Annotated in this window: 10 protein-coding genes and 1 pseudogene; 7 read left to right on the forward strand and 4 right to left on the reverse strand. The window is 62.4% G+C overall.

Going from position 1 to position 14561, the window contains the following annotated elements; translation table 11 throughout:
• Positions 1 to 84 precede the first annotated feature (84 nt).
• Together rhaI and AC0V8S_RS34830 are read right to left on the reverse strand one after the other, a co-directional pair.
• The gene (gene rhaI, locus AC0V8S_RS34825; RefSeq protein WP_475436157.1) at positions 85 to 1377 is read right to left on the reverse strand and encodes an L-rhamnose catabolism isomerase; all 1293 of its coding nucleotides are present in this window, start codon (positions 1375 to 1377) and stop codon (positions 85 to 87) included.
• Positions 1378 to 1471: 94 nt separating this feature from the next.
• Positions 1472 to 3574 carry a bifunctional rhamnulose-1-phosphate aldolase/short-chain dehydrogenase gene (locus AC0V8S_RS34830; protein WP_475436158.1) on the reverse strand — a complete coding sequence of 701 codons (2103 nt, stop codon included), beginning with the start codon at positions 3572 to 3574 and terminating at the stop codon, positions 1472 to 1474.
• Between the two features lie 132 nt (positions 3575 to 3706).
• Here AC0V8S_RS34830 and AC0V8S_RS34835 point away from each other — a divergent pair, with 132 nt between their 5' ends.
• The 7 genes and pseudogenes from AC0V8S_RS34835 to AC0V8S_RS34865 all read left to right on the forward strand — a co-directional run bounded on the left by AC0V8S_RS34835 (position 3707) and on the right by AC0V8S_RS34865 (position 10956).
• The gene (locus AC0V8S_RS34835; protein ID WP_475436159.1) at positions 3707 to 4561 is read left to right on the forward strand and encodes a DeoR/GlpR family DNA-binding transcription regulator; all 855 of its coding nucleotides are present in this window, start codon (positions 3707 to 3709) and stop codon (positions 4559 to 4561) included.
• Positions 4562 to 4616: 55 nt separating this feature from the next.
• Positions 4617 to 5613, forward strand: a pseudogene (gene rhaS, locus AC0V8S_RS34840) (rhamnose ABC transporter substrate-binding protein).
• Between the two features lie 115 nt (positions 5614 to 5728).
• Positions 5729 to 7285 carry a sugar ABC transporter ATP-binding protein gene (locus AC0V8S_RS34845; RefSeq protein WP_475436161.1) on the forward strand — a complete coding sequence of 519 codons (1557 nt, stop codon included), beginning with the start codon at positions 5729 to 5731 and terminating at the stop codon, positions 7283 to 7285.
• Positions 7282 to 8259, forward strand: coding sequence for an ABC transporter permease (locus tag AC0V8S_RS34850; RefSeq protein WP_183456230.1), 978 nt, complete (start codon positions 7282 to 7284; stop codon positions 8257 to 8259). The genes AC0V8S_RS34845 and AC0V8S_RS34850 overlap by 4 nt, the downstream gene beginning before the upstream one ends.
• On the forward strand, positions 8256 to 9251 hold the full coding sequence (locus tag AC0V8S_RS34855; protein WP_475436163.1) for an ABC transporter permease: 996 nt from the start codon (positions 8256 to 8258) through the stop codon (positions 9249 to 9251). The genes AC0V8S_RS34850 and AC0V8S_RS34855 overlap by 4 nt, the downstream gene beginning before the upstream one ends.
• Positions 9251 to 9568 carry an L-rhamnose mutarotase gene (gene rhaM / locus AC0V8S_RS34860; protein ID WP_475436165.1) on the forward strand — a complete coding sequence of 106 codons (318 nt, stop codon included), beginning with the start codon at positions 9251 to 9253 and terminating at the stop codon, positions 9566 to 9568. Before AC0V8S_RS34855 ends, rhaM begins: the two co-directional genes overlap by 1 nt.
• Entirely contained in the window at positions 9565 to 10956 is a 1392-nt protein-coding gene (locus tag AC0V8S_RS34865; protein WP_183456227.1) for an FGGY-family carbohydrate kinase, read from the forward strand. The genes rhaM and AC0V8S_RS34865 overlap by 4 nt, the downstream gene beginning before the upstream one ends.
• A 443-nt stretch (positions 10957 to 11399) precedes the next feature.
• Here AC0V8S_RS34865 and AC0V8S_RS34870 read toward each other — a convergent pair whose 3' ends face one another.
• Positions 11400 to 13226, reverse strand: coding sequence for an alanine racemase (locus tag AC0V8S_RS34870; protein ID WP_183456226.1), 1827 nt, complete (start codon positions 13224 to 13226; stop codon positions 11400 to 11402).
• A gap of 2 nt (positions 13227 to 13228) precedes the next feature.
• Positions 13229 to 14479 carry a D-amino acid dehydrogenase gene (locus AC0V8S_RS34875; protein WP_183456225.1) on the reverse strand — a complete coding sequence of 417 codons (1251 nt, stop codon included), beginning with the start codon at positions 14477 to 14479 and terminating at the stop codon, positions 13229 to 13231.
• Between the last annotated feature and the right edge of the window lie 82 nt (positions 14480 to 14561).

Consider the following 14561-nt stretch of genomic DNA (forward strand, 5'->3'; position numbering starts at 1 on the left):
GGCAATTCGGGGCGACGCCAGCCTCTTCTCCCCAACGGGGAGAAGGTGGCCGCGAAGCGGCCGGATGAGGAGGCTGGCTCGGCGTTAGACAATTCCGCCCGAACCGCCGGCAACCGCCGGGCGTTCGGCCGCAACCTTGGCGCGGTAGCCCGCTGCGCGGTAGGCGGCGACCGGATCGATGGCGCCGCCGGTCTTCAGCCGGGCCATGGCGAGAATCGGCTCGACATCAGTGCGGTAGGCAGCCTTCAGCGTCTGCGTCGCCATGAGCGCATCATTGCCGTCCTGAAACCCTTCGAGCGCCCTGCGGTCGACCAGCAGCGCCTGTGCATAGGCGCGCTGCACCTCGACCGCCGACAACATCAGGCTTTCGATCGGGTCGGTGACGTTGTGGCTCTGGTCGAGCATGTGGGCGGGATCGAAACCTTCGGCGCCGGACAGTTCGGCATCGACCAGTTCGTTGAAGACCAGGAACAGCCGGTAGGGATCGATCGAACCGGCGTCGAGATCATCGTCGCCATATTTCGAATCGTTGAAGTGGAAGCCGCCGAGTTTCTTGAACTGGATCAGCCGCGACACGATCATCTCGATGTTGACGTTGGGCGCATGGTGGCCGAGGTCGACCAGGCAAAAGGCCTTGTCGCCCAATTCCTTTGATATGAGGTAGTTGGTGCCCCAGTCCTGCACGACGGTGGAGTAGAAGGCCGGCTCGTACATCTTGTGTTCGGTGAACAGCTTCCAGTCTGCGGGCAGCCCTGCATAAACCTCTTTCATGGCGTCGAGATAGCGCTCGAACGCCTTGGCGAAATTGACCTGGCCGGGAAAATTCGAGCCGTCGCCGATCCACACCGTCAGCGCCTTGGAGCCGAGCGTCTTGCCGATCTCGATGCATTCGAGATTGTGCTCGACCGCCTGCCGGCGGGTGCCGGCATCGGCGTGCGACAGCGAGCCGAATTTGTAGGAGAGCGTCTGGTCCTTCGCGTCGGAAAAGGTGTTGGAGTTCATGGCATCGAAGCCGAGGCCGAAGCGCGAGGCGGCCTGTTTCAGCCGATTCGGATCGGCCTTGTCCCATGGAATGTGCAAGGAAACGGTCGGCGTCGCCTGCGTCAGCTGGCTGATGACGGCGCAATCCTCGATCTTGTCAAAGATGTCGCGCGGTTCGCCGGCGCCGGGAAAGCGGGCAAAGCGGGTGCCGCCTGTGCCGACGCCCCAGGAGGGGATGGCAACGGCGAATTTTTCGACCTTGTCGCGGATGGCGTCGATGGCGATGCCGCGACGGTCGAGGCGCTCGCCGAGCGAGGCGTAGTCGCGCTCGAGGTCGGGCTTACGCGCGGTGTTGTGGCTGGCGACGAGGTCGGCCGAGATGATGGTTTCGGACAAACTGCTATTCCTCCCAAATGCGTTCCGTGAGCGCTGCCTCTCATCCGGCCCTTCGGGCCACCTTCTCCCCGTGAAACGGGAGAAGGAAGAAGGCCTAGCGCGTAAAGCTTTGCGCGTTGCCGGCGTCGACGTTGATGATGTTGCCGGTCGACTTGGCCGACATGTCGGAGGCGAAGAAATAGATCGCTTCGGCGATGTCCTCCGGAAACACCGAGCGTTTCAGCATCGAGCGCGACCGGTAGTGCTCTTCGAGGTCGTCGGTGGACATCTTGTAGGCGGCGGCGCGCTGTTCCTTCCATTCGCCGGTCCAGATCTTCGAGCCGCGCAGCACCGCGTCCGGGTTGACGACATTGACCCTGATCTGCGCTTCCGCGCCTTCCAGTGCCAGGCAGCGCGCGAGATGGATTTCGGCGGCCTTGGCGGTGCAATAGGCGGCGGCGTTGGGTGATGCGGCAAGACCGTTCTTGGAGGCGACGAAGACGACATTGCCACCGATTTTTTGAACCCTGAACAGCCGGAACGCTTCCCGCGAGACCAGGAAATAGCCCGTGGACAGGATGTCCATGTTCTTGTTCCACAGCGCCAGCGTCGTCTCCTCGATTGGCGCCGAGGAGGCGAGACCTGCGTTGGAGACCAGAATGTCGATGCCACCGAACTCGACCGCCGTCTCGGCAAAGCCGGCAACAACCTGGTCTTCCGAGGTGACGTTGATGACCACGGGGCGGACAAAATCCTTGCCATAGGCCTTGGCCAGTTCCTCATTGGCGCTGGCAAGTGCAGCCTCATCGATATCGGCCAGCACCACGCAGGCGCCTTCGCGCAGCAAGCGATTGGCGGTCGCGCGGCCGATGCCGCCGGCGCCACCGGTGACCAGCGCGATCTGGCCGGCGAGCGACTTCGGCTTCGGCATGCGCTGCAATTTGAGATCCTCGAGCAGCCAGTATTCGATGTCGAAGGCTTCCTGGGCCGGCAGGCCGACATAGGACGAGACGGTCGAGGCGCCGCGCATGACGTTGATGGCGTTGACGTAGAATTCGCCGGAGATGCGCGCCGTCGCCTTGTCGCCGGCGAAGGTGAACATGCCGACGCCGGGCATCAGATAGACCACGGCGTTGGGGTCCCGAATGGCGGGCGAGTCCGGATGTTTGCAGCTGTCGTAATAGGCCTGGTAGCCGACGCGGTATTCGGCGATGTCGTCGGCGAGGCGCGCGATCACCGCCTCGACATCAGGCTTTGCCGGATCGAACTCGATGACCAGCGGGCGGATCTTGGTGCGCAGGAAATGGTCCGGGCATGAGGTGCCGAGTGCCGCCAGCGGGCGCAGATCCCTAGAGTTGACGAATTCGAGCACGGCGGCGGAATCGTCGAAATGGCCGAGCTTGTGGCTCTTTTCCGAGATCAAGCCGCGGATTTTCGGCATCAGTTTCGCCGCGATGGCGCGGCGTTCAGTGGCATCGAGCGACTTGACCACCTCGCCGCCGAAAATGGCAAGGCCCTCGGAGCGGCGCTCGAACCACTCGATCGCCTGGTTGATCACCGAGATTGTCGTCTCATAGCATTCCTTGGGCGTGTCGCCCCAGGTGAACAGGCCGTGGCTTTCGAGGATGACCCCCTTGGCGGTGGGGTGTTCGAGGCAGAATTTCTCCAGCCACAGGCCAAGTTCGAAGCCGGGGCGTTTCCATGGCAGCCAGCCGATGGCATCGCCGAAGATTTCCTTGGTCAGTGCCCTGGAATCCTTCGCCGCGGCAATCGCGATGATGGCATCGGGATGCATGTGGTCGACGAAAGGCTTCGGCACATAGGCGTGCAGCGGCGTGTCGATCGACGCCGCGCGCGGATTGAGGTTGAAGGTGCAGTGGGGCAGATATCCCACCATCTCGTCCTCATGCTCGACGCCGCGATAAAGGCCCTTCAGCGCCCGCAATTTGTCCATGTAGAGCGTGGCGAAGCCGTCGAGCTTGATCGAGGCGCTGTCGCCGCCGGAGCCCTTGACCCACAGCACTTCGACGGTCTCGCCGCTCAGCGGATCCTTCTGCCAGATTTTGGAGGAGGTGTTGCCGCCGCCATAGTTGGTGACGCGCTTGTCGGAACCGAGCGTGTTCGAGCGATAGACCAGAAGCTCGGGATCGCTCATCCCCTGGGCTTTCGCATCATCCCACAGATTGGCAAGGCGCGAGCCGGAGCGCTTGTCGAGCATAGGTATCCTCCCTGGGACGCAAAAAACCGCAGTCCATTTTGCCGGGAATGTCTACGCAAGCCGGCCGCTTGTCAATCACAAACGATCAACATCAATCATATTGCACTGCACAATGAAATTATATGATCGGAAATGATTGACACTGCTCGTTTTGAGTGCCTAGATGGCCAGGCAGGGAGGAACCATGCACGAAAAGAGCGCCACAGGATCATTCTGTCCGCCGTCCAGGAAAAACCTGTGGTGACGGTGCAGGAAATGGTCGACCTGACGGAGTCGTCCGAGGCGACGATCCGGCGCGACATCGCGGCTCTTCATGTGCAAAAGCGCCTGCGCCGGGTGCGCGGTGGCGCCGAGGCGATCGCGCCGCCGCAGTTCATCGGCCTGGCCGGCCGGCCGTTTTCCGTCAACGAAACGATCAACGCTTCGCAGAAGCGGGCGATTGCGCGAGAAGCGGTCGAATTGTGCGGGGATGGCGAACCGATCATCATCAATGGCGGCACCACCACCTTCCAGATGGTGCATTTCCTGACCGGCCGCCGCATGCCGATCTTCACCAATTCATTCCCGATCGCCGAGCATCTGCTCAAGCACTCCAAGAACACGGTGATGCTGTCGGGCGGCACCATCTATCGCGAGCAGAACATCATCCTGTCGCCCTTCGACAATGATGTGACGCGCAATTTTTATGCGCGCCGCATGTTCATGGGCGCTCAAGGGCTGGGGCCGCTCGGCCTGATGGAAGGCGACCCGCTGCTGATCCAGGCCGAGCAGAAATTGATCGACCAGGCCGACGAGCTGGTGGTGCTGGTCGACTCCTCGAAATTCCGCAAGCGCTCCAGCCTGATCCTGTGCGGCCTGTCGCGCATCGCCACCGTCATCACCGATGACGGCATCGAGGATCGCGAAGCCAAGATGTTGGAGACCGCGGGCGTAACGCTGATCGTCGCCCGCAAGACGGCAAAGGAAGAATCTTCACTGCAGGCCTGAGACACCCTCACGCCCGCAGCGGTGATGGAATGCAACGCTCAAGGGAGGATATTCGATGAGCTTCTTGAAGAAATTGATGGTTACGGCGGCCTTTTCAGCCGCCATGTTCGTGAATGCCGCCTATGCGGAAAACGTCAAGATCGCGCTGGTGGTGAAGTCGCTCGGCAACGGCTTCTTCGACGCCGCCAACAAGGGCGCCGAAGAGGCGGCCAAGGAACTCGGCGATGTTGATATCATCTACACCGGCCCGACCAAGGCGACCGCCGAAGCGCAGATCGAAGTGGTCAACTCGCTGATCGCCCAGAAGGTCAACGCCATCGCGATTTCGGCCAATGACGCCGACGCACTTGTGCCAGTGCTGAAGAAGGCCATGGAGCGCGGCATCACCGTCATCTCCTGGGATTCGGGCGTCGCCAAGGAAGGCCGTCAGCTTCACCTCAACCCGTCCGACACCGGCCTAATCGGCGAGACCATCATCAAGCTCGCCGCCGACTACCTGCCGGAGGGCGGCGACGTCGCCATCCTGTCGGCCTCCTCGACCGCGACCAACCAGAACGCCTGGATCGACGCGGCCAAGAAAATCCTGCCGGAGAAGTTTCCGAAGATCAAACTCGTCGCCACCGTCTATGGCGACGACGACTTGGCCAAGAGCACCGACGAAGCCAAGGGCCTGCTGAAGTCGTACCCGAACCTCAAGGCGATCATCGCGCCGACCACCGTCGGCGTCGTTGCCGCCGCCCAGGTCGTCACCGACGAGAACCTGATCGGCAAGGTCAACGTCACGGGTCTCGCGCTGCCGTCCGAGTTCAAAAAGTTCATCGACAACGGTGCTTCACAGGCCGTGGCTCTCTCGGAACCCGATCGACCTCGGCTACTCCGCCGTCTACCTCGCCCATGATCTGGCGGTGAAGAAGGAAGAGGCCAAGCCCGGTGCGACGCTGTCGATCGGCCGCGTCGGCAAGGTCACGCTCGACGACTCGAACTCGGCTGCGATGGCTCCGCCCTTCCAGTTCGACAAGACCAACATCGAGAAGTTCTCCAAGATCTATTGATCTGGAGCACTTGCACCCTCCCCCTTGTGGGGAGGGGTCGGCGAGGCGGTCTTGCGAAGCAAAACCGGCGAGACGGGGCGGGGGTGGCGACATCTCCACGCACCAGGACCTTGATATGCTAGACAACCCCCACCCTGCTCACGTTGTTCGCGACCCTCCCCACAAGGGGGAGGGTGAAGCGGCGCCACGCCTGACACTGTCCGGCATCTCAAAGAGCTTTCCCGGCGTGCGGGCGCTGCACGATGTCAGCCTGTCGCTCTATCCCGGCCAGGTAACAGCACTGATCGGCGAGAACGGCGCCGGCAAGTCGACGCTGGTCAAGATCATGACCGGTATCTACCAGCCAGATGCCGGCACGATCAGCATCGACGGCCAGGCCGTCACCCTGCCAAGCGCGCACGCCGCCTTCGGCCATGGCGTCACCGCCATCCATCAGGAAACCGTGCTGTTCGACGATCTTTCGGTCGCCGAAAACATCTTTCTCGGCCATGCGCCCCGCTCGCGCTTCGGCACCATCGACTGGCGTATGATGCGCAAAAATGCGCGCGAAGTGCTCGACACCATGCATGCCGGCCATATCGACGCCGATGCGCGGCTGAAGGACCTCGGCATCGCCAACAAGCATCTGGTCGCGGTTGCCCGCGCCATGTCGATCGACGCGCAGATCGTCATCATGGACGAGCCGACGGCGGCGCTGTCGATGAAGGAGATCGAGGAGCTTTTCCTGCTCATCGAATTCCTCAAGAGCGAGGGCAAGGCGATCCTGTTCATCAGCCACAAGTTCGACGAGATTTATCGGATCGCCGACCGCTACACCGTATTCCGCGATGGCGAGATGGTCGGCGAAGGGCTGATCAGGGATGCCGGCCAGAGCCAGATCGTGCGCATGATGGTTGGCCGCGCGGTCGACCACATCTTTCCGCAGCGCAAGGCCGAGATCGGCGCGCCGGTGCTGTCCGTCGCCGGCCTGTCGCACCCGACCGAGTTCAGGGATATCGGCTTCGAGCTGCACAAGGGCGAGATCCTCGGCTTCTATGGTCTCGTCGGCGCAGGACGCAGCGAGGTGATGCAGGCGATATCAGGCATCACCCGCACATCGGGTGGTACGATCACGCTGGACGGCAAGGTGATCGCGCCCAAATCGGCGGCGGATTCGATCGAAGCCGGCATCGTCTATGTGCCGGAAGAGCGCGGCAAGCAGGGCGTGGTGATCGGCCTGCCGATATTCCAGAACGTCTCGCTGCCGTCACTCAAGCGCACATCCAAGTCAGGCCTGCTGCGGCTGGCGGAAGAGTTTTCGCTTGCCCGCTCCTACACCGAGCGGCTTGATCTGAGGGCCTCGTCGCTCAGCCAGGATGTCGGCACGTTGTCGGGCGGCAACCAGCAGAAGATCGTCATCGCCAAATGGCTGGCGACCGCGCCCAAGGTGATCATCCTGGACGAACCGACCAAGGGCATCGATATCGGCTCCAAGGCGGCTGTGCACGGCTTCATGGCCGAGCTCGTGGCGCAGGGACTGTCGGTGATCATGGTGTCATCGGAATTGCCCGAAATTCTCGGCATGTCCGACCGCGTCGTCGTCATGCGCGAGGGCCTTGTCGCGGCGGTTTATGACAACAAGGGACTGGACGCCGAGACGCTGGTCCGGACGGCAGCGGGGATCGCGGCATGATGGCTTTCCTGAAATACCGCGAGGTCTGGCTGGCTGCGGCGATCATCGTGCTGATCGGGCTGATCTCGACCCGTTTCCCGGCCTTCGCCGATCCCGCCAATCTGCGCCAGGTGTTCAACGACACCTCGATCCTGATGATCCTGGCGCTTGGCCAGATGGTGATCATCCTGACGCGCTCGATCGACCTCTCGATGGCCTCGAACCTGTGCTTCACCGGCATGGTGGTGGCGATGCTGAACGCAGCACACCCGGCGATCCCGATCCCGCTGCTGATCATTATCGCACTGGTAGTCGGGCTGGTACTGGGCGCCATCAACGGCCTGCTGGTCTGGCGGCTGAACATCCCCTCGATCGTGGTGACGTTGGGCACGCTCACCATCTATCGCGGCGCCACTTTCGTCCTGTCCGGCGGCGCCTGGGTCAACGCCGACAAGATGAGCCCTGAGTTCATCGGCTTCCAGCGCGCGGCTTTCCTCGGCATTCCGGTGCTGTCCTTGATCGCCATCCTGGTCATCGCGCTGTTCTTCATCCTGATGACGCGCACCGCACTCGGACGCTCGATCTATGCCATCGGCGTCAACCCGACGGCATCGGTCTATGCCGGCATCGATGTCGGCCGCACGAAATTCATCGTCTTCTGCATCTCCGGCATGATCGGCGGGCTTGCCGGCTACCTCTGGATCTCGCGCTATGTGATTGCCTCGGTCGAGGTCGCCAATGGCTATGAGCTCAACATCATCGCCGCCTGCGTCATCGGCGGCATCTCGATCGCCGGCGGCATCGGCTCGGTCGGCGGCGCGGTGCTTGGCGCGCTGTTCCTCGGCATCATCTCCAATGCGCTGCCGGTCATCAACATCTCGCCCTTCTGGCAGATGGCGATTTCGGGCAGCGCCATCATTCTCGCCGTCGTGCTCAACGCGCGCGGCGAACGCCAGCAAGGCCGCATCATCCTGCGAAAAGTGGAGGCGGCATGACCGACGTCCCTGCCCCGCGCCATATTTCCGACCGGCTCGACAAGCCGCTCTCTTCAGCGATCTTTTCCTGGGAAGCGCTGCTGGTCGTGGTGGCCGTCGCCATCTTCGCCATCAACAGCTTCGCCTCGCCCTATTTCCTCGACCCCTATTCGCTGTCGGACCTGACCTTCAACTTCACCGAGAAGGGCCTGATCGCCTTCGCCATGGCGCTGCTGATCATTTCGGGCGAGATCGACCTGTCGGTCGCCGCCATCATCGCGCTCGCCTCGACCATGATGGGCATGGCGGTGCAGGCGGGTGCAGGCACGCCGGTGCTGGTGCTGATCGGCATTGTCGTCGGGCTTGGCTGCGGTGCTTTCAACGGGTTGCTGGTGACAAGGCTCGGCCTTCCCTCCATCGTCGTCACCATCGGCACGATGAGCCTGTTCCGCGGCATCGCCTTCATCATCCTCGGCGACCAGGCTTACAAGGGCTATCCCGAAAGCTTCGCCTTCTTTGGCCAGGGCTACGTCTGGTGGGTGGTGTCGTTCGAACTGGTGCTCTTCCTCATCGCGGCTGTTGCCTACTGGTTCCTCCTGCACCGCACGAGCTTCGGCCGCCGCGTCTTTGCCATCGGCAACAACCCGGTCGCGGCACAGTTTTCGGGCGTGCGCGTCGGCCGCATCAAATTCATCCTGTTCTGCCTGACCGGGCTGATGTCGGGCATAGCCTCGGTGCTCATCACCTCGCGCCTCGGCTCGACAAGGCCGTCGATCGCGCAGGGCTATGAGCTCGAAGTCATCACAATGGTGGTGCTCGGCGGCGTCAGCATCCTGGGCGGCGCCGGCAGCATAGTCGGCGTCGTGCTGGCCGCCTTCATCATGGGGCTGGTGACCTTTGGCCTTGGCCTGCTCAACGTGCCCGGCATCGTCATGTCGATATTCATCGGCCTGCTGCTGATCATCGTCATCGCGCTGCCGATCGTCTGGCGGCGGCTGCGCGGGGGTCGCTGATGCCGGAAAAGTACGCGTTCAAGATGAAGCTCAAACCGGGCATGAAGGCCGAATACAAGAAGCGCCATGACGAGATCTGGCCATCGCTGGTCGCGCTCTTGAAGCAAGCCGGCGTGTCCGATTACTCGATCCATCTGGATGAAGAGACCAACATATTGTTCGGCGTGCTGTGGCGTCGGGACGACCACGGCATGGCCGAATTGCCCGGGCATCCGGTGATGCAACGCTGGTGGGGCCATATGGCCGACATCATGGAGACCAGGCCGGACAACGAGCCGGTGGCCGTGCCGCTGGAAACAATGTTCCATATGGCATGAGTGCTCCGCGCCACATCGCCGTCATCGATATCGGCAAGACCAACGCCAAGGTGGCGCTGGTCGATCTCGCCACATTGAGCGAGGTGGCGCTGCGCCGAATGGCTAATGCACCGCTGCGGCAGGCGCCCTACCCGCATCACGATGTCGAGGCGCTGTGGACGTTCATCCTCGACAGCCTGGCCAGTCTCAACCGCGAACAGCATATCGACGCCATTTCGATCACCACCCACGGCGCGACAGGCGCGCTGGTCGATGCTGCGGGTGAACTCATTTTGCCTGTCCTCGACTATGAGTTCGACGGCCCCGACAGGCTGGCTGCGGAGTATGACGCGATCCGCCCACTCTTCACTGAAACCGGCACGCCGCGGCTGCCACTCGGCCTCAATCTTGGCGCGCAATTCTTCTGGCAACAGAAAAACTTCCCGGCCGAGTTCGCGCGTGCGGCCGCGATTCTGATGTACCCGCAATATTGGGCTTTGCGTCTGACCGGCGTCACCGCCAATGAGGTGACTTCGCTTGGTTGCCACACCGATCTGTGGAACCCGTGGACCGCGGATTTTTCATCATTGGTCGACGGCCTGAAATGGCGCCGGCTGATGGCGCCGGTGCGGCTGGCCAGGGATCGTCTCGGGCCAATCCTGCCCGTGCTTGCCGCGCGCACCGGCCTTGATCCGCAAACCCCAGTGTTCTGCGGCCTGCACGATTCCAACGCCTCGCTGCTGCCGCATCTCCTGTCAGACGCGCCACCCTTCTCGGTCGTCTCGACCGGCACCTGGGTGGTGTCGATGGCCGTGGGAGGCAGGCCGGTCAAACTCGATCCGGCACGCGATACGCTGGTCAATGTCAATGCGCTGGGCGATCCCGTCCCCTCGGCCCGCTTCATGGGTGGCCGCGAATTTTCCGTGCTGACGGAAGGCCAGCCGAAGAACTGGACCGAAGACGGTATCGGTGCCGTGCTGGGGCGAAAGACTTTGCTGCTGCCTTCGACCCAGCAAGGGTCAGGGCCGTTCCCACACCAGGCCGCAACATGGCTCAATGCCGATGGCATCAGCAACGGCCAGCGTTTTGCCGCCGTCTCGTTCTATCTGGCGCTGATGACGGCGACCTGCCTCGACCTGATCGGCGCCGCTGGCCCGACCACGGTCGAAGGACCCTTTGCCCGCAACCGGCTGTTTGTCGGCATGCTAGCGGCAGCGACTGCACGTGGCGTCATCGCATCAGAGGCCGCAACCGGGACCAGCATCGGCGCGGCGCTTTTGGCATCCGAAGAGACGCCGGTGCACGGCAAGGGCGAGAGGATACAACCGCAGACCGACCCGATCTGGGCGGCCTATGTCAGCGCGTGGCGCGCGGCGGTCGAAGCGCGGGATGCGAATATCAGAGCATGACCAATGATAAAAAGTACGAAGAATATAAAATTCCAATATTACTGACGGAAAGATAATTCCGGATCGGAAAATTAAATTTCCGGGATACCAACCACGTTAAATAAATAAAAAACACCACAGTCGCGTATAGAACTAGCGGAAGAATTAAAAAATCAAATTGAGAATCGCTAGAGTTCGAAAATAAATTTATACCATACTTAACAGACAAATACGACTCACATTCCGATCCGCCGTCGCCATAAGTTATTCCCATCCCGACATAATTACCGCAATTATTAGCTTTATCTACAATGCAAGCAAAAATTCCTACTAAAAACGCCGTTGCCGCGAACAAGATGGAATGAAATCTATCGACGTTCCAATCTAGCGTCATCCAGGCACCCAACTGACGTCAAAATTTGTGAATTGAGGTTACGTTCCGCTCCGATCGCAAGTCAATATAGCTAGATAATCCGCTTGCCGAAGGCCGACATGACGAAGCTGACGGCATCGGTGGCGATCCTCGGCTCCAGATCGGCGGTCAGCCCCGAAACATCCATCGACAGCAGACCGCCGGAGAGTGCGATCGCCTCCATTGCATGATGCGTTTCGCGCACGGTCAGCCCGCCGGAGCCAGCCGCCCAGCCAGCGAATTCGGTCGCTGTCAGCGAATAGCTGACATGGAAACCTTGCGTGCCCGAGGTGGCGATGCGGATCGCCTCATGCATCAGGTCGCGCATGCCCATGGCGTCGATATCGGTCATGGTGAAGGCCGAGACACGCGAATCCTTCAGCACCCGCGCCTCGGCCGGATCGGCATGGCGCAGGCCGACGATGACGACATTTTCCGGCGACAGCTGCGGCTGCAGCGCGCCGGCCTTATGGTCGAGACCAAGGGTACGCGCCAGCACCGACGCTTCCGGCAGGTCTATGCCCTCTTCGTCTTCCGGCATCAGGGCGGCGATGGAATCGATCCAGATCAGGCCGAACGAATGCGTCGCACGCGCCGTTGCGGTCAGCGCCTTGTGCGCAACGCGGCGGTCGGCGCCGGCCGCGAGCCGGATCAAGCCCGAGGGCGGCCGCTCGATGTCGGCAAGTTCGACGACGTCGAAATTCATCGCCTCCAGCCGCGCGCCGGTTCCCTCGCGAGCGAGGATGCCGGCGGCTTCCTGTTCCGCGGAGATCGACACCATCTTGCGGCCGGAAAAGTCGGCGACGTCATGCATCGGCGCCTTCTCGACATATTCCGAGGTCATCGCCAGCAGCATGGCGCCGTAGCTCATGCGGAAGGCGACGCGGTCGCCGACAGTGGGCCGCGGATCGGCGTCCTGCACATCGAGCAGCAGATGGTCGCTGGAGGCGCCGAGCACTCGTATCCCTTTTGCGATGGGCGTCAGGCCTTCGACCAGCACATCCTCGCGGCCGATGTTGGCGATGGCACGCAGCCGGTCGCCCTCGTCGGGGAAGACGGGCTGGTTGCCGAAAGCGTCGTAGCCGGACTCGCCGATCGGCCGCGACGGCTTGAGCTTGACCTCGATGATGTCGCTGGTCAGGCGGCAGGCATCGGGTTCGAGTTGCGGCCACGGCACATCGCGGAAGGTCTCGACGCCGCCTTGCAGGATCGCCTCGCCGACCCTGAGATTGTTGATGCCGGCCGGGAGCTTGCCTTCGAGCAGCAGCGTGAGAGATGACGAGGCGCCGCCGGAGATCCAGTCGAGGCTTTTGCCGGACAGGCGCTCGGTCTTGTAGGCGTGGGCGACGAGCTGGCCGAGATTCTCCGGCGTCGGCATTATGGCGCCGAAGCAGCCGAGATTGGTGCCGATGCCGGCGATGCGCACGCCCTTGAACTCAAGGATCCGCTCAACAGTGGGGATCAGGTCGCTCGGCCAGATGCCTTCGCGGAGATCGCCAAGGTCGATCATCAGCATGATGTCGTGCACGCGGCCCATGCGCTCGGCGATGCGCGAGATCTCGCGGATGGTGGCGAGTTCCGATTGCAGGCTGATATCGACGGTGCGCACCACCTCCTCGATGCGCGCCATGGGCGGGCTGCGCAGCAGCATGATCGGGGCGTTGATGCCGCTGTCGCGCAACCGGCGGATGTTTTCGAAACGCGATTCGGCAATACCGGCAACGCCACCGCGCAGCATGGCACGCGCCACTTGCGGCATGCCGCAGGTGCCCTTAGTGACGCCGAACACCTTGATGCCAGACAAAGCGCAGCGGTCGACGATGGTGCGGGCGTTGCGCTCGATACGGCCAAGGTCGATGGCGACTTGCGGTCCCGACATTCTTATCCCCTGTAGACCAATCCTTGTGGGTCGATCTCAGGCTTTCGCCCGGCAACGAGGTCGGCAAGGAACTTTCCCGAGCCGCAGGCCATGGTCCAGCCGACATGACCATGGCCGGTGTCGAGATAGAGGTTTTTGTATCGCGCCTGGCCGATGACCGGCACGGAGTTCGGCATCATCGGCCTGAGCCCCGCCCAGAGTACGGCTTTCTTCTCGTCGAAGGCGCCGGGGAACAGGTCCTTTCCAGTCTTGAACATGGTGGCGAAATCGCTGGGCTTGTGGGTGCGGTCGAAGCCGGTAAATTCGGCGGTCGAAGCCAGCCGCAACCGATTGCCAAGGCGCGAATAGGCCATCAACTGGTCCTCGTCGGCACCGCCCATGGTCGGGCCCTTGCTCTCGTCCTCCAGCGGAATGGTCGCCGTATAACCCTTCACCGGGTAGACCGGCAGGTCGATGCCATAGCGGCGGCCGAGCAGGCCACTCTCCGGCCCCATCGAGATGACCACGGCGTCGCCTGCAATCGGACCAGCCGAGGTCATCACCGCGCGCACGCGGTCGCCGTCGATATCGAGGCCTTCGACCGTGGTGCCGAACAGGAATTTGACGCCAAGCTTTTCGCTGATATAGGCGGCGAGATTGTCGACGAACATTCTGGAATCGCCGGTCTGGTCGATCGGCGAATAGACGCCGCCGGCAATCTTTTCCTTCACCCCGGCCAAACCGGGTTCCAGCTCGACCAGCCGGTCGCGGCCGACAATCTCGATCGGCAGGCCATGCTCGGCCAGATAGCGGTAATTGTCGGTGCCGGTGTCGAGGCTGTGCTGCGAGCGGAAGAAATAGAGGATACCTTTCTTGCGCTCGTCGTAGTGGATGCCGGTGCCGGCCGAGATGGCGTTGATGCAGTCGCGCGAATAGAGCGCCAGGCGCAGCTTGACCTCACTGTTGGCGCGCAGGCGGGCCACCGTGCACTGGCGCAGGAAGCGCAGGCTCCAGGCAAGGAAATAGGGATCGAAGCGCAGCCTGACCTTGATGCCGAGATCATGGTTGTAGAGCGCGCGCAGGAACGTCTTCAGCGCCGCCGGAGAGGCCCAGGCGGTAGCGTCACCTGGCGAGACCAGCCCGGCATTGGACTGGCTGGTGCCGCGCGCCGGCGCTGGATGCCGCTCGATCACGGTGACCTCGTGACCGTCGGCGGCCAGGTAATAGGCGGCCGCCGTACCGACGACGCCGGCTCCGAGCACCACTATCTTCATGCGATCCCCCAAAGCTCTTCGCGGCACGGCGCCTCCACGCTGTGTCGCGACTGCTTCCATAGCGCGTCACCGCGTGGCTTGC

The sequence above is a fragment of the Mesorhizobium oxytropidicola genome (assembly GCF_056174625.1).